At 38.7% G+C, this 19953-nt stretch carries 17 protein-coding genes; 16 read left to right on the forward strand and 1 reads right to left on the reverse strand.

The window, feature by feature from the left end; genetic code table 11:
• Nucleotides 1-42: 42 nt before the first annotated feature.
• The 8 genes from prsT (at nt 43) to J9318_RS02535 (ending at nt 10827) form a co-directional block, all read left to right on the forward strand.
• Nucleotides 43-2835, forward strand: coding sequence for an XrtA/PEP-CTERM system TPR-repeat protein PrsT (gene prsT, locus J9318_RS02505; protein WP_210560980.1), 2793 nt, complete (start codon nt 43-45; stop codon nt 2833-2835).
• An 80-nt stretch (nt 2836-2915) separates the two neighbouring features.
• Nucleotides 2916-4283 (forward strand): MFS transporter, encoded by a 1368-nt coding sequence (locus J9318_RS02510; RefSeq protein ID WP_210560981.1) that lies wholly within the window; start codon nt 2916-2918, stop codon nt 4281-4283.
• Nucleotides 4284-4300: 17 nt separating this feature from the next.
• Nucleotides 4301-4939: a single-stranded DNA-binding protein gene (gene ssb / locus J9318_RS02515; protein ID WP_460851074.1), complete on the forward strand. Its 639-nt coding sequence runs from the start codon at nt 4301-4303 to the stop codon at nt 4937-4939.
• Nucleotides 4940-4980: 41 nt separating this feature from the next.
• A complete protein-coding gene (locus tag J9318_RS13995) occupies nt 4981-5478 on the forward strand; it encodes a hypothetical protein (protein WP_244731820.1) in 498 nt (165 codons plus the stop codon).
• A 53-nt stretch (nt 5479-5531) separates the two neighbouring features.
• The gene (locus J9318_RS14000; RefSeq protein WP_244732003.1) at nt 5532-6365 is read left to right on the forward strand and encodes an ATP-dependent DNA helicase; all 834 of its coding nucleotides are present in this window, start codon (nt 5532-5534) and stop codon (nt 6363-6365) included.
• Between the two features lie 78 nt (nt 6366-6443).
• Nucleotides 6444-8033, forward strand: a complete 1590-nt coding sequence (locus tag J9318_RS02525) for a tetratricopeptide repeat protein (RefSeq protein ID WP_210560982.1) — start codon at nt 6444-6446, stop codon at nt 8031-8033.
• Nucleotides 8034-8053: 20 nt separating this feature from the next.
• Nucleotides 8054-8569 carry a hypothetical protein gene (locus J9318_RS02530; RefSeq protein WP_210560983.1) on the forward strand — a complete coding sequence of 172 codons (516 nt, stop codon included), beginning with the start codon at nt 8054-8056 and terminating at the stop codon, nt 8567-8569.
• 401 nt (nt 8570-8970) lie between these two features.
• Nucleotides 8971-10827, forward strand: a complete 1857-nt coding sequence (locus tag J9318_RS02535; RefSeq protein ID WP_210560984.1) for an EAL domain-containing protein — start codon at nt 8971-8973, stop codon at nt 10825-10827.
• Here J9318_RS02535 and J9318_RS02540 read toward each other — a convergent pair.
• The gene (locus J9318_RS02540) at nt 10798-11754 is read right to left on the reverse strand and encodes a 1-aminocyclopropane-1-carboxylate deaminase/D-cysteine desulfhydrase (protein WP_210560985.1); all 957 of its coding nucleotides are present in this window, start codon (nt 11752-11754) and stop codon (nt 10798-10800) included. The two genes, J9318_RS02535 and J9318_RS02540, sit on opposite strands and share 30 nt — an antisense overlap.
• A gap of 75 nt (nt 11755-11829) precedes the next feature.
• On the opposite strand from J9318_RS02540, the gene J9318_RS02545 reads away from it, so the two are divergent.
• From J9318_RS02545 to J9318_RS02580, 8 genes are read left to right on the forward strand one after another with little or no spacing between them, the layout of a single operon-like run.
• Complete coding sequence (locus tag J9318_RS02545) at nt 11830-12792, forward strand: hypothetical protein (RefSeq protein ID WP_210560986.1); 963 nt, start codon at nt 11830-11832, stop codon at nt 12790-12792.
• Nucleotides 12782-13390, forward strand: coding sequence for a PilN domain-containing protein (locus tag J9318_RS02550; RefSeq protein ID WP_210560987.1), 609 nt, complete (start codon nt 12782-12784; stop codon nt 13388-13390). The genes J9318_RS02545 and J9318_RS02550 overlap by 11 nt, the downstream gene beginning before the upstream one ends.
• Nucleotides 13387-14046, forward strand: a complete 660-nt coding sequence (gspM, locus tag J9318_RS02555; RefSeq protein WP_210560988.1) for a type II secretion system protein GspM — start codon at nt 13387-13389, stop codon at nt 14044-14046. The genes J9318_RS02550 and gspM overlap by 4 nt, the downstream gene beginning before the upstream one ends.
• Complete coding sequence (locus J9318_RS02560) at nt 14030-14362, forward strand: agglutinin biogenesis protein MshK (RefSeq protein ID WP_210560989.1); 333 nt, start codon at nt 14030-14032, stop codon at nt 14360-14362. The genes gspM and J9318_RS02560 overlap by 17 nt, the downstream gene beginning before the upstream one ends.
• Nucleotide 14363: 1 nt before the next feature.
• Nucleotides 14364-16043, forward strand: a complete 1680-nt coding sequence (gene mshL, locus J9318_RS02565; protein ID WP_210560990.1) for a pilus (MSHA type) biogenesis protein MshL — start codon at nt 14364-14366, stop codon at nt 16041-16043.
• A 2-nt stretch (nt 16044-16045) separates the two neighbouring features.
• The gene (locus J9318_RS02570; protein WP_210560991.1) at nt 16046-16969 is read left to right on the forward strand and encodes an ExeA family protein; all 924 of its coding nucleotides are present in this window, start codon (nt 16046-16048) and stop codon (nt 16967-16969) included.
• Complete coding sequence (locus J9318_RS02575) at nt 16966-18213, forward strand: tetratricopeptide repeat protein (protein ID WP_210560992.1); 1248 nt, start codon at nt 16966-16968, stop codon at nt 18211-18213. The genes J9318_RS02570 and J9318_RS02575 overlap by 4 nt, the downstream gene beginning before the upstream one ends.
• A 2-nt stretch (nt 18214-18215) precedes the next feature.
• The gene (locus J9318_RS02580) at nt 18216-19940 is read left to right on the forward strand and encodes a GspE/PulE family protein (RefSeq protein WP_210560993.1); all 1725 of its coding nucleotides are present in this window, start codon (nt 18216-18218) and stop codon (nt 19938-19940) included.
• The last annotated feature ends 13 nt before the right edge of the window (nt 19941-19953 follow it).

Consider the following 19953-nt stretch of genomic DNA (forward strand, 5'->3'; position numbering starts at 1 on the left):
ATTTTTCCAAATTCTATATTTATCTTTTACAGAGGCATAAAAATGCTTAAACGCTTGTTATTTCCTGTCGTTGTCATCTTTTCACTTAGCTTTAGTAATATCTCTTTTTCTGCAAATAATTATTATGAACAGGCTGTACAAGCATTTAACGAGGGCAACTATGAAGCCAGTTTCATTTATTTAAAAAACGCTTTAGAGCAGCAACCAAGAAACTTACCGGCAAAAATATTGATGGGTAAGATATACCTGCACAAAGGTTATTTTGATGAGGCTATTACTGAATTTGAAGAGGCGTTGGTTTACAAAGCAGATATCAACTTAATTGTTGCCGACTATGCAAGCGCGCTTAACTTCGCCAAGCAATATAAAAAGGTCTTAAGTTTTTCGGATGGTTATAACCTGAACTTACAGAGCCAATATGAATTGTTACTTAATAAAGGCATAGCTTACCAAAACTTAGATTTAACAGAGCTAACAAAACAAACGTATGAAAAAGCAATTCAACACGCCAAAGCGGATATTAGAGCTTTTAATAGTTACGCTGCATTTCTATTAGCCAAAGGAGAGGTATCCGAGGCAGAAAGGTTAGTGAAAAAATCGTTAGAGAAGACACCATATGATCATCGAACCTTACATTTACTTGGCACGGTACAAATAGAAAAGGGGGATATTGACGCAGCAATAGAGTCTTTTGAAAATGCCTTGTTAGATGTTGAAGAAGATCCTGTTGTACTTCGCTCACTCGTTAGAGCTTATATTAAAGCTGATAGGTTAAAGGACGCGAAAAACCTGATCGATAATATATTAGAAATGACGCCAAATGATCCACATATGATGTTGTTATCTAGCTGGCTACTATCAATTGATAAAAAGGATGCGGAATCAGCTCAGATGTTAGAAGCATTATCAAATGCAACATCTTTGATACCGGAGGATGTTTTTAATGAAGACCCTTCTTTAATATTTGTCGGTGCATTATCAGCTTATTTACAAGGCAACCTTGAGCAAGCCTCAAAAGATCTTACTCGTTACTTGGCGGTTCGTGCTGGTGATACAAACGCCATTGCCATGTTATCTGACGTATATATAAAATTAGGAAAAGAACAAGAAGCTGAATTGCTATTAGAGCGTTATGAATCAAGCGTTATTAAGAATAAAGACTTAGCTATTCGATTAGTTGATCTTTACAACAAAAATGGAAAACGTTTTGATGCAGAAAGACTTCTATCTAAGCTGCAAAGCGAATATCCCAATGAAATTGATATTCTTTTACGTCAAGTTAACTTATTAAACAAAGCTGGTCGCTCCATGGAAGCAAAGCGTTTAATCGAAAGCATTGAAAGTAAAAATGATACAACGACATCCAGGTTAGCGTTGGCCAAAGGCTTAATGTATTTACAAAGTGGTGATATATCCAATGCGTCATTAATTGCGGAACAATTATTACAAGCCCAGCCCGAAAACCTAGAATTACTAAATTTTAAAGTCGCAGTTTTAATAAAACAGAATCAAGCGGAAAAGGCTCAAGCGATTGCAGAGCAAATTATTGAACAAAAAAGTGAATTTTTTGAAGCTAGATTTAATTTAGCAACCGCATTGAAAATGCAAAACAAAGTTACTCAAGCGCAAAGTATATTAATAGAATTATTTGAATTAAGACCAGAGAATAATGATGTTAAATATATGTTGAGCGAAACGTATGCGATAAATAAACAGTTTGATAAAGCCATTCCTTTATTAGAGACCATTACTCTTGGGGTTACGGGTCAGCGAAGTAAAGAACTGTTATATGATATTTATTACCAGTTAGGTGAATTTACGCAAGCAAATCGTATCATTAAAGACCTTACCAACACTAACTTGTATAACGTCGAATACTTATTTAAATATGTTCAAACCCTTAAAAAGCTAAATCGATTTACCGAAGCAAAACAACAGCTTGGTATTCTTTACGGATTAGCTGAGAATAATGGTCGATTGCTTTTTGATATTGCCGTTTCACAAAGGGGGATCGACGATATTGAAGGGGCAAGTACAACGTTAAGTCGATTAACAAAATTACTACCCAATAACCTTCGCGTGAAATTGGAAGTCATTAGGCTTAGCATGGCGCGCGGAGATATTGATAGCGCAAAACAACAAGCCATTGCGTTAACTAAATCACATAAAAATGAGCCAAATATACTATTGCTTTTAGGTGATATTGAGTTGCTCTTAAAAAATAAAATTAACGCGTTTGACTATTATTGGCGAGCATTTGAGGTGGATAACAAGTTTAATATGGCGTTAATGAATTTGTATCAACTAGCAAAAGACGGCATAAATAGTGCGCGATTGACGACAAAATTAAAAGCCCTAGCTGAAGAATATGATAATGAACTGTGGCGTAAGAAATTACTGGCCGATCACTATACAAATTTAGGGGACTTTAGTTCAGCACTACCTATATACCTAAATTTACTAAACAATAAGATATACCAGCAAGACCCATATTTACTGAATAACTTGGCCAATATTTACTTAGATGAGAATCTAGATAAAGCTTATGAGTACGCGATAAAAGCTTACAAGATTAATGATGCTAACTCTGCAATAGCAGATACATTAGGCTGGATATATTTTAAATTAAATAGAAATGATGAAGCGTTACAAACGTTGAGAACCGCATTTGCAATGGACTCGTCAAATCCAACCGTGCGTTATCATCTTGCTAATGTGCTAATAAAGTTAAACCGTAAAACCGAAGCGAAAAATGAACTTGAGTTTGCAATAAAAAATGCAAAGTCTCATGTTTGGTTAAATGAAGCGAAAGTGTTGCTAGAACAGTTACGTTAGCCGTTTAATAATAAGTGTTTTCACAGTATACTAACCGGCTAACTTATAACGTCACATAAGCACTGTTAACACATCGAACTATGCATTCAGATAAACTAAATAATCTTGAGAAGCGCACAGCAGTTTCGCTAGCGTCAGTTTTTGCAATCCGTATGCTGGGATTGTTTATGTTGATGCCAATTATGGCTATATATGGTCAATCACTTGATGGTGTATCGCCTTTATGGATTGGTTTAGCTATTGGTGCTTATGGCTTGACGCAAGCAGCCTTTCAAATCCCAATGGGCTGGTTATCAGACAAATACGGCCGTCGTCGAATCATTGTTTTAGGTTTGGTTATTTTTGCAGTTGGCAGTGTGATAGCTGGTTTAGCAGAAGACATAGTAACAGTGACAATAGGCCGGGCAATCCAAGGTATGGGAGCGATAGCCAGTGCTGTACTCGCATTAGCTGCAGACGTCACTCGTGAGGAACAGCGACCAAAAGTGATGGCCGTCATTGGCATGTGTATTGGATTAAGCTTTTCGGTGGCGTTAGTGCTTGGCCCAATGGTTGCTGAATCATTTGGCTTGTCGGGTGTTTTTTACCTTACTGCAATATTAGCAATTGTTGGAATTATTATTGTTTTGACATTAGTTCCTAGCTCTGTGACTAAAGCACGCTCAGGTGAAATAACCGCGAGCTCAGGTCAGATTTTTAGCATGATGTGTAACCGCCAATTATTGAGATTAGACTTTGGTGTGTTGGTACTGCATCTCATGATGACTTCCATGTTTATCGCAATCCCGGTGTTGTTTTCAAAAAGTGGATTTGCAGTGTCAGACCATTGGATGGCGTACTTACCCATATTACTGCTTTCGTTTGTCTTCATGGTGCCGATGATTATTATTGCAGCTAAAAAGTCACAAGAAAAATCATACTTCCTGTTTGCAATTGGCTTATTAGTAGCATCGTCATTTGCTCTTGCGTTAAACACAGATTTTGCCAATATCATTGCAATGCTTTTTATCTTTTTTATAGGCTTTAACTTTTTGGAAGCAAGCTTACCAGCACACGTTTCTCGAATTTCTCCTGCTGGGCAAAAAGGCACGGCTATGGGAGTATATTCAAGTAGCCAGTTCATGGGGGCTTTTTTAGGCGGTGTAACAGGGGGTTACGTTGCAGAAACATTTGGCTTTACTTATTTGTTTGCGAGTAATGCGGCGCTTGCGGTATTATGGTTTGTTTTCGCATCTGGTATGGTATTACCAATTAGCTCAAAAAGAGTATCTATTCCATTTGATTCTGACAATAAAATTGATTTAGAGTCCCTTATAGAAAATATTTGTCAGTGTGCCGGTGTGATCGAAGCAACGCTGGTGGAAGATGAAAACCGAATTTATTTAAAAGTTGATAAGCAGTCTTACGATGAAGTGAGTGTGAATCAGCTAATTACCAATTTTAATTAGTTTGCAGGAGAATTATTATGGCTCGCGGAGTCAATAAAGTTATTTTGATAGGTACACTTGGTACAGATCCAGAAGTTAGATATATGCCAAATGGCAACGCAGTAGCTAATATCAGCCTAGCAACTAATGAATCTTGGAAAGACAAAAATACTGGCCAAATGCAGGAAAAAACTGAATGGCATAGAGTTGTTGTATTCGGTAAATTAGCTGAAGTTGCTGGTGAATACTTACGTAAAGGTTCACAAGTCTATTTTGAAGGCAAATTGCAAACTCGTAAGTGGCAAGATCAAGCGAGTGGCCAAGAAAAGTATACAACAGAAGTTGTTGTAGATTTTGGTGGTCAAATGCAAATGTTAGGTGGACGTAGTGATAATGCTGGCTCTGCACCAAATGCAGGCTTTCAAAAACCAGCAGCAACACCGGGCGGTTTCGCGCAGCCGAATCAAGGTATGAATCAGAATATGAACCAAGGCATGGGGCAACAACAAGCGCCATCGCAACAAACATCAGCACCTGCTAACCAGCCATATCAAGCTCAACAGCAGCAAGGCAACTATGGTCAGCAAAACCAAGGTATGCAACAAAACCAGCCTCGTCAGGCGCCAACACAAGCTCCGGCACCTAGTATGGACTTCGATGACGATATTCCGTTCTAGGAAACGTATATTTTAAAAGTGTAAATATAAATCGCTTTTTAATGAAATATCAAACCAAACCCAGTGTAAAAGCTGGGTTTTTTATTTTTGGTCAACACTGGTCAGTCAGAGGCAACAGGCTAGTCGAAGACATGGAGACAGGTGAACAGCTAATCAAATTTATTGCTAAAGAAAATGACAAGCGCTTAAGTGCAGCCTTAGAAATAGCAATAAGAAAGGAAATTGATAAAGGCCATACCTATACATCACAAGCGGATCTGCGCCCACGGCTAACAAAATTACTTAAAGACAAAGAACTTGTTAGCCAAGCATTTAAAGCTGGTCATGATAAAGCGCAATACATCCTTAACATTGAAACTGGAAATTATCATCCAACAGCTCAGTTGCTGATGGAAAGTGTCGTTGCTAAACGACTAAAACAGCTATCTGAGCAAACAGATCTTTATGATGAAAAAGCCAACAGTGCCTACCTGAAAGCTGTTAGTGAGTTACCTTATGAATTAACGCAAAAGCAAACTGAGGCTGTACAACGTGCTTAGATAAAGCAATTAGTTGTATAACAGGAGGGGCTGGTACAGGCGAAACTACGGTACTGAAAACAGCATTGCGTGCATATCATCAAATGGGATTTGAAATACACGCTGTTGCTCTGAGTGGTAGAGCAGCTATGCGTTTGCATGAGTCTATCGGTTTTATTACATCAACAATTGCTAATACCAAACTTGATATCGTAAAAAGGAAAGAAGGCACAACAGGAATCCCTGAATATTCAAAGTTGATTAATCAAGGAATTGTTCCTGACAACCTGTCATCAGGAGCAATCTATTTTCATCAAACTGAAAGAGATGATATAGCTAGAGTTTGCTGTGACCTATACCAGCAATCCCCTAGTGATAGTCGAATCATGGCTCCAACTAAGAAGTTAGTCGCTGATATAAACAAGTTAACGCAAGAGGCAGTTAACTCTAATGGTAAGTTATTGGAGTTCACTATGCACGGAGAGCAGTATTATCAAAACCTCAGACTAAATGATCAAATTCTTTTTACTCAAAATCACTATGACAAAGGCATACAAAATGGCTCACTTGGCACACTAACCAATGTTGAATTTTATGGTGATATTTATGGCGCAGTCACCCTTGATACTGGTGAGGTAATTGAGGTCAACCAACCTGTATTGGATTGCATGGAACTGGGTTATGCAATAACCCTACATAAAGCACAAGGCTCACAATTCCCTAGAATTATCATTGCCCTACAAAAAGGTCGAATTGTAGATAGAGCTTGGCTGTATACAGCAATTACTAGAGCAGAAGCAGAAGTTCATATTGTTGGAAATAAATCAGAATTTCAGGACATAATTAAAGTGCCAAGTAATGCGTCAAAAAGGAATAGTTACCTAGTTGATTTATTGAAGAAAATCTAAGTTATTTATTTATTTATTTATTGGATTTTTGTATATTTTTACACTTTGTAACAACTTTATAATCGGAGTAGTAATTTAATGGATGTTGTAAAAGCCTGTATTGGATTAGGCATAGGGATACTTTTAAGCGGCTGTGCAGCCACTTACGAGTCGGCAGAAAAGTCATATCAAAAAGGGGAAATTAACGAAGCAAGGAAAGACTGGGAAAGTCTAGCAAAGGAAGGTGATGTCAGGTCTATGTACCGACTATACACATCAGCGAGACGAACCTCAGGCAGCGATATAGAGTGGTTACAAAAAGCTGCTGATTCAAATTTAGCAGAAGCACAATATGATTACGGTATGTGGCTTCATGGCAAAGAAAAATACCAAGCATCTAAAGATTATTTAGAAAAAGCCTCTGAAAACTCTTCACAAAAAGCCAAATCATTTTTATCAAATAATGAAAAAACATTTCCTCTATGGTTAAAAGTCGAAAAAGGGGATGAAAATGCCCCTGCAAAGCTTGGTCAATATTACTGGGAAAAGAAAGAATACCTCAGTGCTGTTAAATGGTATGAGCGTTGCACAGAGGTTGATATCTATTGTTCTTTTAATCTAGGTCTAGCTCATGCCAATGGTTATGGAGTAACGCAGGATTACAAAAAGGCTATTGAGTGGTATTTATTATCTTCAGAGAAAGGGAACTTAGATTCTGCAAGAAACTTAGCTTGGCTCTATGAAGATGGTAAAGGCACTGAAGTAAATAAATCAGAAGCTTTTAAGTGGATGAAAATAGCAGCCAAGAAAGGATGGAAATATGCAAGTATTTCTTTAGGCAGATTTTATTTGTATGGTATTGGTACTGAGAGTGATACAGATAAAGCGATTGCACTTCTTAACCCATATTCAGGAAAGGACCTTAGCGCTACTTATCATTTAGGAAGAATGTATTATTTGGGGCTGGGCGTTGAAAAAGATTATAAAAAATCTTATCAGCTTTTTTCTAGCAAGGTTTTAGCTGAACATGCTGCTTCTATTTACTATTTAGCTGAACATCACTACAGAGGGTATGGCTTAGAAAAGGAACTAAGTAAAGCATTTGAGCTATATACAAAAGCTGCTGAGAAAGGCGATGCGAGTGCAACATTTCGTTTAGGTTGGATGTATGCAAATGGTGAAGGCGTTCAAAAAAATGATAGAAAAGCGTTTTATTGGTATACCCAAGCATCAGAAAAAGGGAGTGCACCAGCTCAAAACAACCTTGCCGTTATGTATGATAGTGGGACAGCAACTGAAAAAAATAAGTACACGGCATTCAAGTGGTTTAAAAAGTCAGCAGAACAAGGCAGTGCAACAGCACAGCACAACTTAGCTGGCATGTATGAGGACGGCTCAGGAACTCGAAAAGACTTTCAAAAAGCTGTTTATTGGTATGCTAAAGCGGCACAGCAGAACCATCAAGGGGCGCAGTCAGGTCTTAATAACATCCTGTATAGAGTTACTAAAAAGTATATAAATGTCAGTGAGTCTAGCTTATATGCTAAGCAGGACTTTGATAGCCAAGTTATAAAAAGAGTAGGTCGTGGCGATACAGTTTATATTATTTCAAACAGCCGAGGTTGGAGCCAAGTTTACTTCCCTGAAAATAATTCGCTTGGCTACGTTCACAATTCACACTTACGATAATAATTAATGGAATATAAATAATGAAAAAAACAATATTTGCGCTATTTGCGTTACTAATTTCAAATGCAGCATTAGCTGATCCTACGGTCTTTGGTTTAACAATTAGCAAGACTAAAGTTGAAGAATTGAAAAACAAATATTCAGTAACTTATAAAGGGCAGAACAAATATAGCGGTGGTGATATGTATGAAATTGCCACAGGACAAATTGGTTTCGATGGTCTTAACAGCTTGACAGCAATCTTCAGCAAAGAAGGTGTTTTAATTGCTGTTTTAACAGGTTTTCCAAAGTCTAAGTTTGATTACCTGAAATCTTCACTGTCGAACAAGTATCAGTTAGTTAGCCAGAAAATCCCGTTTGTAGGTAACAAGTCAGCTAAGTACAAGGATGGCAATACTGAAATCGAATTAGATGCTCCGCACATGAGTTTTGAAATGACGATGAATTATATTCATACGGACTTACTAAGAGCATTCAATAACCAATCAGCCAGCGAAGAAAGAGCTAAAAAGAAAAAAGAAAGCTCAATGCTATAACGGCAAACCAAATGAGCTATGATAAGCCGCATGGATGCGGCTTTTGCACTTCACTTTCCAAATACCCGCAACTCCTTCCTGCTAAGCTAATCGAATACAACACTGATCATGCTCGACTTGTTGGAACAAGTCGTACTCAAATGTTAAGGTTATAAACAATGTAAAAATTCATGGATGAATGATTACCGATGAAGGACTCAGCGCAAATTACTTTAATTTTAAAAGTTGATTCTTTATTAAAAGTTTTGTTTAAGCTCTTTGTTATTAAATAATAATCTGAATTATGAATTGGGCTTTTGACGCAAGTCGCCTGGTCGGAGCACCATAATGGGTACGAAGGTTGATTGTATTTAAAACAGGCAGTACATTGGCTTAACGGAATAACAATAAGTATAAAAAATATGCAGTTAACCAAAGTGCTTTACCGCGGCCTAATGAGTTCTGCAGGTTATATCATTTTGTCGCTGTTCATTTTTACTAATAGCGTATTATTCATCGCTTTGAATTCTGTCTATCAAAGTAACATCAAACAACAACTAGCCCTGCTTTCAGCGTCCACCCAAATATCAAATAGCGTTTTACCTAGCCCAACTAATAAAACGACACTTCAAAATCAAGTCGCAAAATTGACGAATCAGAGTGATTTTATAATTAGCTCATTGGTAAGAGATAAAAGCGAAGCTTATGCTGCGAGCATGGACTCGAAATTTAATAGCACTAGCTTATTGATAATAGGTGAAAATTATAATCTGGAGGTTCAGTTTAGATCTTTCTGGCGCATTCATCTAAAGACATTCCTCGGTTATAACTTCTTATACGGACTAATCTGTATTTTAAGCATTATGTTTACCCAGCGACGCCTATTTAAGCACTGGAAGATTTTAATTCAACTAGAAATGTGGGCAAGCCGGCAGGCTAAAGATGATAATTTTAAATTCTTTATTTCTAGTGAAAAATATCATTTAGTTAACACCATTCGAAAGCTAAATAATCAAAGGATTGAAGCTAAAAAAAGCGGTCAAGAAATCGATCATCTAATCCGCAGTCAGGCGTTTCTGGATCAAGTTACCGGATTAGGGAACCGGCGTTACTTTGACAATCGACTTGAAGCTCTATTGCAAGAAGAAGGTGAAGTAAGAGGTGCTGTTTTTTTTATAAACTTTGCAACACTTGATAAGTTAAAAAACCTTCAAGGAAAGAAGGCCACTGCCTACTATGTGAAAAATTACGCTAATTTATTAATACCTTACCTAGACGATACTCAGCAGTCTATCGTTGCTCGACTTACTTACAGCGAATTTGCGATCTTAATCCCTTTCGTAGATGCAAAAATCGTTGAAAAAGTAGCATCTGAATTAATCGATAAAAGTCAGAGACTTGCCTTACCATTTGGCTTAGATCAAACCACGTCATGTTACATAGGCGTAAAAATGTTTGATCAAACCGAGACGTCTTTTCATATTTTGGCAGAAACCGATTTAGCACTTCGAGCCGCTCAGTTACAAGGTCCATCGAGCTGGTTTATGTATGAGGCGAATTATTTACCAGAGTCTGAGGTTAAAGGCTCAGTTCGATGGCGAATATCGTTAGAAAAGGCATTAAAAAGCAGACACTTTTTACTCGACTTAAAGCCAGTTAATACCTTCACCGGTAAAGTTGAACAATTTGACGCTACGCTCAAAATGATCGATGAACAGCAAAATTTAATAGCGGCTTGTATATTTATGCCAATGGCCCGCAAAAGTGGGATGATAGCTGAAATTGATAAGTTAGCTTTAGAGTTAGCATTAGAAGAATTAGCGCAATTAGAAACAACACCTATTTCAGTGCGCTTGCACATAGATAGTCTGTTAAACCGTGATTTTGATTTGTGGTTAGTTCGATTTCTAAAACAAAACTCAACGATGATGCCAAGAGTCATAATAGAAATTTCAGAATTTGAGCTTACTAATAATGTGAAACAAATCAGGCAGCTGCTTAAAATCGTTAAGCGTTATAATGGCAATGTTATGGTAAGCCAGGTGGGCTTATATGTTGTTGACTTGAGTTATTTAAATCTACTTAGCGTTGATAGTTTAAAGTTGCACCCGAGTATATCGGGGCTGTTGCAAAATAAATATGAAAATCAATTATTTATTAAAAGTCTAGTTGGTGTTGCCAATACTCAGAAACAAAAAGTTATCGCTACTGGTATAGAATCCGAAAGTCAAATTAAAAAGCTTAAACATTTAGGTGTAGATTGTTTCCAAAGAAATTGAGTCGAGTACCGGCGCCCATGCTTTCGCACATAATTTTTTAGCGTAAATTAAGCCATGTATTCCTTGCAATCCACCGGTATGAATAGCTAAAACGTTATCGCTATCCGTTAAACCAAGTTCGTCGCGCTGGTGGCATAACGCATAGAACATTTTTCCAGAATAAATAGGCTCAATCGCTATTCCTGTTTGCGCGTGAAAGTCTAAGCAAAAATCGATTAATTCATTATTAAACTTGGCATAACCGCCAAATAAGGCGCCGCTGTAAATACATGATGCCTTGTTTAAATATGGTTGAACTTCATCAAAGACCCTTTCGTCATTCACACAAGCCATACCGATTAACTTTTTATTAGGCAGTGTTTTAGCGAGCCCTTTTAACGTGCCACCCGAACCTAGTGGCACAGCAATAACATCATAATTGACATCTTCTAAACACTCAGTCGCGAGTTCATTTACTCCTAAGTTGCTGAGCTCGTTGGTTCCCCCTTCGGGAACGAAATGATAGTTAGGATACTGTGACTTTAGGGATGTTAGAAATTCAGGTGTATGTCGCGCCCTATATTGCTCGCGGCTTACGGCTATCAATTCCATACCATTTTTTGCAGCAAGGTTTAATGTCGGATTATTTTTATCAATTTTATGGGTTCGAATGAAGCCTACCGTTTTCATGCCTGCTCGAGCACCAGCACTGGCGGTCGCGGCAATGTGGTTTGAGAACGCACCTCCAAAGGTAGCAATACCAGATTTATTATTTTCGACTGCAAATTTTATATTAAACTTTAATTTACGCCATTTGTTACCGGAAATAGTGGGGTCTATAAGATCATCCCGCTTAACCCAGAATTGAACTTTTTTACCAATACTAAGCTGATATTCAACTAGATCTATTTGGGTTCGCACATATTTGTCAAAAAAAGCAATATTCATAGGGTTTTGCAGTTGAATTGTTGAGGCGTATCAGGATACATTAGTCGATCAGCAGGGAGTATCAAAAAAATAATAATGAGTTTAACTTTGCCAACTTCAATTTTAAATATATTTCAAAAGAAAAAAACGAACTTTAGTGCGGGCATTTCTATATTACCCGATAAGGTGCAATTGGTGAAAGTTGAGAGCGTAAATGGCTCTATGCAGTGTGTTGGCTTTGATGTGGTCTCGACAACAACCGATGATCAAGCTATCACAGCATTAGAGACGCTAATTAACAAACACCAACTCGTTTCTGCAGAAACCACCATTATTCTTCCAGCGAATAAAGTTGAAAGCACTCAATTAGATACTTCGGAACTTCCAGATAGAGAAGTAACAGCAACACTCCCTTGGAAAATTAAAGAGCTTATTAACATAGCGCCACAGGATATGGTGTGTGACTATATTGACATGCCATTGCAACCAACTGGACAACAGCCAAAAACACAGGTTTTAGCAGTATCTAGAACCTATTTAGAACGAGTTATAAAGCCCTTCCATGATGCAGGTGCACCCATTCATGCACTAACGACCGAACAATTTGCGCTTGCTAAATTGCAAACAACGCAAGATGCTGCGCAGTTAATTTTTATACAACATCACAAATCCGATGCCATTTTACTTATTGTGAAAAACCAGCAGATTTGTTTTGCCAGAAAAATTCGAAATACGGCGGCCACAATCGATATGACCCCAGAGCAACTTCAAATGGGTGGCAGCGATATGATTGCAATAGAGATTCAGCGTTCGATAGACTATTTTGAAAGCCAACTGAAACAACCGCCAATTAAAAATGCTTTCCTTGCAATGGAAGGCAACAATGCCGACTTATTAGTTGACGCACTTAATCAAGTTTTACCAGTAAAAACAAAACTCATACCATTAGATAATCTTGATGGGCAATCGGATTTGGACTCAAGTTATATTGCTGCCGTCGGTGCGGCTTTGTACTCTCAGCCACTTAAAATTGCGGTGGAGGCCAAAAATGAAAACTAATATTAACTTTTACACCGAAGACTTAAGGCCAAAAGTTTATTATTTAACTTTGACTAACATTGCGATTGTGTCTGGCATTTTTCTTTTGATAATGGTGTTATGGTTTGCTCAAATTTCTTTATCTAATAGTCAATTAGCAAAACAAAAGCAGGCACTACAGAATGAACTAAGTTCTGAAGAAGAGCAGTCAGTAAATTTTCAAGCCGCATTAATTAAGCACAATGACACAACGCGTTTTACCAATGCAAAAAATGGATTGGAGCGCGAGTTAACGGCCAAGAACGCGCTGTATAAATTAGTTTCAGCGCAGTCATCAGCCGATGCAATTGACTATTCTGTTGTGATGGAAGAACTGACGCAACACCACGATCATAACCTTTGGTTAAAGGACTTTCGTTTTAATAAAAACAACGTCACTTTTCACGGTTACGCATTAGAGTCTAAAGCGGTTACGCAGTGGATGTCTTATCTTCAAGCAACAAATAGCTTTACCGGTAGAGAGTTTAGCCTTTTGAAAATAAACGCTATTAACGATCAAGTGTTAGAGTTTAATGCTGCTACAACCGTAGGCGATAATAGCCAGGAGGCTGGACTATGAACCAATGGCAAGCATGGAACGATAAGTTTATCGCATTGACTCAACGTGAAAAGGTGATAGTCGCCCTAGCTGTAATCTTTTTAGTAACATATGGTTTATTTTTTATTGCTGTGAAGCCTGCTTTAGACAGTCAAAATGCGCTTTATAAATCTAAGCAGCAAATTAGCAAACAGGTTGATGCAATTAGCAATCAAATTACCAATATTAAGCAGGCTTTAAATCAAGATCCGAATGCAGAATTAAAGCAACAGATTAAACAATTAAACGCAGAGTTAGCCAAAGTCGAATCTGCACTTAGTCATGTAATGGATGACTACGTCGCGCCGGAAAAAATGGTCAAAGAGTTAACTCGTCTATTGGAAACTGAACGACAAATCCGAGTGACTGGGTTGTCAGCGATGTCTCCTGAGCTTATTAAAGCGGATTTTGTCGAAGGTGAAGACACTATTGAGCTACCTGTATTGTACAGCCATAAATTTGAGCTAATTGTGGAAGGTGAATACTTTCCTTTAATGAATTTTGTTAAAACAGTTGTCGCTAGAAATAAGCAGTTTGCCGTTGACGATTTACGTTATGAAGTCGATGAACATCCAAAAGCGCAACTAACATTAACCTTAGTAACGATAAGTGATAGCAAAAATGTTATTCGATTATAAAACTCTATCGAAATTAGGGGCGCTATTTTTAGCGTTAGGGTCACTTTCTGTTTCGGCGGATAAGATTCACGATCCCACATTACCAAAGATCAATTTAAATGTAGCAGACAATAACACAGCGCAAGCTATGTCGAATGAAGCCTTATCGCTCCAAGGCATAGTAAATAAAAAAGGCGCGAAAATGGCTATTTTATCTGGCAAACTTCATCGTGTTGGTGATGTTGTTAATGGTTTTAAAATTAGCCAAATAAATAATAATAATATTGTTCTGCTGAAGTCAGGCTCTCAAAAAAGATTATATGTATATGAAAAGTAAAATGAATAAAATCAAACCTTTATTAATTTCATGCCTGGCAACAAGTGTTTTAGCTGGTTGTAGCCTAAATGATTCACCACGTAAATCAGATGAAGTTCATCAAGTATTTAATGAACAATCTCAAGCGGTTGCTAAGCAAAAAGAACTCGCTATTCCTGATTCAGTCAGTGCTGATTTAATGATGCCAACAACATCCCCTATCGATGTTGGAGCAATCGAAGATAGATTCAACGTGGCAGCTAACGGCGTGCCTGTTAAGCCGTTCTTACAGGGCTTGGTGGCCGACTCCCCGTACAGTGTTGCCTTTCACCCTGGCGCACAAGGTAGTATTAGTCTTGATTTAAAAGACGTAACAATTCAAGAGGTTGTTGAGGTTCTTTCCAGCCTGTATCCATTAGACATTCAGTTTCGTGGCAAGGTAATTCAGGTTTATCCAGCAACAATCAAAACAGAAACTATTGCAATTAACTACCTAATGCTGAAGCGTTTTGGGATGACATCGACCAATATCAACTCTGGTGGCATTGTTCAGCAAAATGGTCAGAACGGGCAGAATGGCACTCAAGGCAACAACGGCTTTGGCAACCAACAGAATAGCAGCTTTGGTAATCAGCAAAATGGTCAAAATGGTTTTGGTAACTCTATGGGTATGGGGCAAGGAAATGGTTCAAATATCCAAACCAGTTCAGAAAGCGACTTTTGGAAAGAGTTAGAAGATACGCTAAAAATGATCATGCGCTCTACCGATGAGTCAATAGCGAATGTTGTTGTAAGTCCTCAGTCTGGATTAATAACCGTTCGCGGTTTAACCTCGGATATTCAAGCAGTTAAAGACTTTGTGAAACGCTCAGAACAAAGCTTAACTCGCCAAGTAATATTAGAAGCAAAAATAGTAGAAGTTGCCTTGGACGATGATTACCAGCAAGGCATAAATTGGCAAAACGTCATGGCAAATAATGGTGGCACGAATTTCACCTTTAATACCACTGGTGGTAGCTTCGGAAATGAATTAAGTGCGGCACTTGGGGGCTTAACCAGCTTAAGTTTTACTAACACAGACTTTTCTGGCGTAGTTAACTTATTAAAAACCCAGGGTAATGTGCAAGTTCTATCTTCGCCAAGGGTAACGGCGACGAATAACCAAAAAGCGGTATTAAAAGCGGGTAAAGACGAATATTTTGTAACGGATGTATCGACAACAACTGTAACGGGTACAGCAACGTCCACCACACCTGAAATTAACTTAGAACCCTTTTTCTCTGGCATTGCGTTAGACGTTACGCCTCAAATTAGCGACCAAGGTGAAGTCATTTTACATGTTCACCCTTCGGTAACAGAGATTGATGAACAGCAAAAAGTTGTCACGCTAAACGAAGAACAGTACATATTACCACTAGCGCAAAGCAATATTCGTGAGTCAGATACCGTGATCCGTGCTAAGAGTGGTGAAATTGTTGTGATTGGTGGTTTAATGCAAACGATGTCGTCAAATGGTGAGTCGAAAGTACCATTCTTAGGAAGCATTCCAGTACTTGGGAACTTGTTTAAATCTAAACAGGATACTGAGAAGAAAAAAGAGTTAGTTATACTAATTAAGCCAACGGTTGTAGGCACAGGTACATGGCAAGAGCAAATGAAGCGCAGCGCAGATATTTTGAAACGCTGGTATGGTGATGAGTAAATATGTACTTGTACCACTTTGGGCTTAGGGAACTTCCTTTTTCTCTAACCCCAAACACTAATTTTTATTTGCCGCTGCAAAGCCACTCTGAAGCGATGCAGGTTTTATTAACGGCACTAAAAACGGGTGAAGGTTTTATCAAAGTAACCGGTGAGGTTGGTACAGGAAAAACGCTGCTTTGTAGAAAGTTACTTAATGAAATACCTGATGCTTTTGAAGTGGCTTATATTCCTAACCCGGCTTTAAGCCCTGAAGAAATGCGCTATGCCTTGGCGAGTGAATTGGGTATTAAAGGTCTAAGCAGGATCAACCAACAGCAGTTAAGCCAAAAAATTCAGCTAAAACTATTAGAACATAATCAACAAGGTAAAGGTGTAGTCTTAATAATTGATGAAGCGCAGACCATTCCATGGGAGACGTTTGAGGCACTAAGGCTATTTACTAACCTTGAAACCGAATCAAGAAAATTAATTCAGGTCGTTCTCTTTGGGCAACCGGAGTTAGATAAAATGTTAGCGACGCACAGACTCCGTCAACTTCGTCAGCGGATTACTTTTTCGTATCAGCTAAGAGGTTTGACCGCAAGTGAGTTAAATCAATATGTTCAACATAGACTCTTAGTAGCTGGGTTTGACTCGGATAGTTTATTTGATAGTAGGGCACTTGCTGCATTGCACAAATACAGTAATGGCGTGCCGCGATTAGTGAATGTAATGTGTCATAAAGCTTTAATGTTAGTTTATGGCGAAGGGGAGCAAACTGTGAGTAAAAAGCATATCCAGCTTGCCGCCCAAGACACAGATGCCATTGAGACAAAAAAAGTGGATGTAGCAACAATAGCGATTGTTGCAATGCTAATGGTATTAACTGCAGTAGTTACATTATTTGTAATTGATGTACCGGCTGTTCAGGAGTGGATGCAGTGAGTGTGATTAATAAAATGCTTAAAGATTTAGATAATCGACAAGAGCAACCAGAGACAATGGTTAAGTCAGGACCAGCGAACTCGTCATCAACATCAAACACAACAATGGTTGGCAAGGGATCAATAGCTTTATTGGTAGTAATAGTGATTTTGTTAGCAACCATAAGTTGGCAAATTTTTAATGGAACGCCTGCCGTTACTACACAACCAACATCGACATTACCAAGTTCACAAAAAGTTATTGATGGCGTTGTTGTTGAAATTGAGCCAACTGTCGCTGAGCCTGTGGCAGCTGACATATCTGACATATCTGACATATCTGACATACCTGAAATACCTGAAATACCTGACGTCGCTGAACAGGTGCCGGCAGAGTCCACTGATGTATTACCAGCAGAACCAGAATCTGTTCAAGTCGTGATGGAACCCGCCGCTCAATCAGCGCCTGAGCCAACGCCTGAATTGGACGAGTTAACGGAAAAGGAAGCGAATTCATTAACGACAAACTTAGTTACTGATTCAACTGAAAACTCATCAAATAACGTCGCGACTGAATCCTCACGTAGCACTAGTTCAACTAGCACTGCTAAAAATGCTGAAGTCACAACTCCACCAAAACCATCGACTGCCGAACAGCCACCAGTTTTTATTATTGAAAAAACATCGTCTGAGTTAACGCCACAAGAGCGCATAGCTAAGTTACTCAGCAAAGCAAAAGAGTCATACGATAGAGGTTACGTTACAGAAGCTATTGAGCAGCTCACTCGCATTCTCTCGATATCCGACAGCAACGTAGAAGCGAGAAACTTATTGGCGGCGGCTTGGTACGGAAGAGGTGAGGGTAACAAAGCCATATCAATTATTAATGATGGATTACAGCGATATCCATTAATAGAAGAGTGGCGAGTAACGGCCGCTAAAATATTTTTCAAAGATAACAACGCAGCTGGCGCCTTTTCATATTTAGATGTGAATCTAGAAAGTGCATCGAAAGAATTTTATACCTTAAAAGGAAATTTAGCTCGAGAGCTAAAATATTTTGCCAAAGCAGAAGCCGCTTACGCACAGTTAACCAAACTTGAACCTTTTGTGGGCAATTGGTGGCTTGGCTTAGCAATCGCACAAGACAGTTTAGGTAAAGCTTCTGATGCAATATCAAGTTATAAAAAAGTATTAGATGTTGGCGGAGTTTCTTCGCAATCAATGTCGTTTTCGCAAAACAGAATTGACGTTTTACAAGGGTAATCATGGCGGCTCCAAAATTAAAGAAACGATTGGGTGACCTGTTAGTTGATGAGGAAATCATCAGCAATGATCAATTGATGTCGGCGCTGTCGGCACAAAAAGAATCTGGCCGAAAACTTGGCTCTGTACTAATAGACTCAGGTTTTATAACGGAAGAGCAGTTGTTACGCTTTTTAGCGCAACAGTTAAACCTTCGTTTCATTAATATCGCTAACGCACAAATTGATCCTAAGCTTGCCTCCGAGCTATCTGAGGTTCACGCGCGCAGACTTCGAGCGCTAGTACTAGAAAGTACAGAAGATAGCGTGACGATTGGCATGTCGGATCCAGCAGACTTGTCGGCTATTGAGCAGCTATCAAACCTGTTTGGCTCTAAATCTATTGAGATTGTCGCGGTTCGTGAAAGTCAGCTCCTATCTGCATTTGACTCACTGTACCGCAGAACAAAAGAAATTGAGCAATTTGCTCACCAACTGCAAGCGGAATATGAAGAAAGCGCTGATTTTGATTTTGCTGCAATGGACGGTGGTGAAGAGGGTGATACAGTTGTTGCCAAGTTACTTCGCTCATTATTCGAGGATGCCGTTCAGGTCCGCGCATCTGATATTCATATTGAGCCAGATAAAAATAGCCTACGAATTCGTACACGTGTTGATGGCATTTTGCAGGAAAGCATCTTAAATGAAGTGAACATTGCACCTGCCCTTGTCTTGCGCTTGAAGCTAGTTGCTGGCTTAGATATTTCGGAAAAACGTTTACCTCAAGACGGTCGATTTCATATCAAAGTTAAAGGGCATGAAATAGATGTTCGTATTTCGACTATGCCAATTCAACATGGTGAGTCGGTGGTAATGCGACTACTAGATCAATCTGCCGGTCTATTAAGTTTAGAAGCGACGGGTATGCCACCTCACATTCTTATGAAAGTAAGAAAGTTGGTGAAAAGTCCAAACGGAATGTTTTTAGTTACTGGGCCAACAGGTTCTGGTAAAACAACGACGCTATATGGTTGTTTGAGTGAACTTAATAATGCTGAGAGTAAAATCATCACGGTAGAAGATCCAGTTGAGTATCAACTACCACGCATTAACCAAGTACAAATAAATACCAAGATCAATTTGTCATTCTCTTCTGTATTAAGAACGGCATTACGTCAAGATCCAGATGTAATTATGGTCGGTGAGATTCGAGATCAAGAGACCGCAGAAATTGGTTTGCGAGCCGCATTAACTGGACACATGGTTTTATCTACCTTACATACCAACGATGCCATTTCTACTGCATTACGATTAATTGATATGGGCGCAGCACCATACTTAGTTGCAAGCTCTTTGCGCGCAGTACTTGCGCAGCGACTAGTTAGGCGAGTCTGTGATGTGTGCAAAACCGATTATACTCCTGATCCACAAGAGTTAACGTGGGTTTCAAATATTGCTCGTAAAGACATGAGTGGCGCTAAGTTTAGCCATGGTACTGGTTGTCAAAATTGTAACGGTACAGGCTATAAAGGGCGAGTTGGTATTTATGAATTATTAGAAATGACTAATGAGACACTGATATCGGCGTTACGTAACGGTGATACGGAAGCATTCTCAAACGCTGCAAAAGCACTACCGGGTTATCAAACGCTTGGTCAAGCCGCTTTAGATTATGCTCAAGAAGGCATAACTAGCATTAAAGAAGTGTTACGAATTTCGGAAGTAGTTGCAGATACTGCAACGTACTAAGGTTGGATTGAAC

The sequence above is a fragment of the Psychrosphaera aestuarii genome (assembly GCF_017948405.1).
Classification (GTDB): domain Bacteria; phylum Pseudomonadota; class Gammaproteobacteria; order Enterobacterales; family Alteromonadaceae; genus Psychrosphaera; species Psychrosphaera aestuarii.

Excerpts from the sequence above, each read along its gene's own strand:
- prsT (WP_210560980.1), top strand. The coding sequence starts at position 43 with ATGCTTAAACGCTTGTTATTTCCTGTCGTTGTCATCTTTTCACTTAGC.
- J9318_RS02525 (WP_210560982.1), top strand. The coding sequence starts at position 6,444 with ATGGATGTTGTAAAAGCCTGTATTGGATTAGGCATAGGGATACTTTTA.
- J9318_RS02535 (WP_210560984.1), top strand. The coding sequence starts at position 8,971 with ATGCAGTTAACCAAAGTGCTTTACCGCGGCCTAATGAGTTCTGCAGGT.
- J9318_RS02530 (WP_210560983.1), top strand. The coding sequence starts at position 8,054 with ATGAAAAAAACAATATTTGCGCTATTTGCGTTACTAATTTCAAATGCA.
- J9318_RS02550 (WP_210560987.1), top strand. The coding sequence starts at position 12,782 with ATGAAAACTAATATTAACTTTTACACCGAAGACTTAAGGCCAAAAGTT.
- mshL (WP_210560990.1), top strand. The coding sequence starts at position 14,364 with ATGAATAAAATCAAACCTTTATTAATTTCATGCCTGGCAACAAGTGTT.
- J9318_RS02545 (WP_210560986.1), top strand. The coding sequence starts at position 11,830 with ATGAGTTTAACTTTGCCAACTTCAATTTTAAATATATTTCAAAAGAAA.
- J9318_RS13995 (WP_244731820.1), top strand. The coding sequence starts at position 4,981 with ATGAAATATCAAACCAAACCCAGTGTAAAAGCTGGGTTTTTTATTTTT.
- J9318_RS02510 (WP_210560981.1), top strand. The coding sequence starts at position 2,916 with ATGCATTCAGATAAACTAAATAATCTTGAGAAGCGCACAGCAGTTTCG.
- ssb (WP_460851074.1), top strand. The coding sequence starts at position 4,301 with ATGGCTCGCGGAGTCAATAAAGTTATTTTGATAGGTACACTTGGTACA.
- J9318_RS02570 (WP_210560991.1), top strand. The coding sequence starts at position 16,046 with ATGTACTTGTACCACTTTGGGCTTAGGGAACTTCCTTTTTCTCTAACC.
- J9318_RS02540 (WP_210560985.1), bottom strand. The coding sequence starts at position 11,754 with ATGAATATTGCTTTTTTTGACAAATATGTGCGAACCCAAATAGATCTA.
- J9318_RS02560 (WP_210560989.1), top strand. The coding sequence starts at position 14,030 with ATGTTATTCGATTATAAAACTCTATCGAAATTAGGGGCGCTATTTTTA.
- J9318_RS02580 (WP_210560993.1), top strand. The coding sequence starts at position 18,216 with ATGGCGGCTCCAAAATTAAAGAAACGATTGGGTGACCTGTTAGTTGAT.
- gspM (WP_210560988.1), top strand. The coding sequence starts at position 13,387 with ATGAACCAATGGCAAGCATGGAACGATAAGTTTATCGCATTGACTCAA.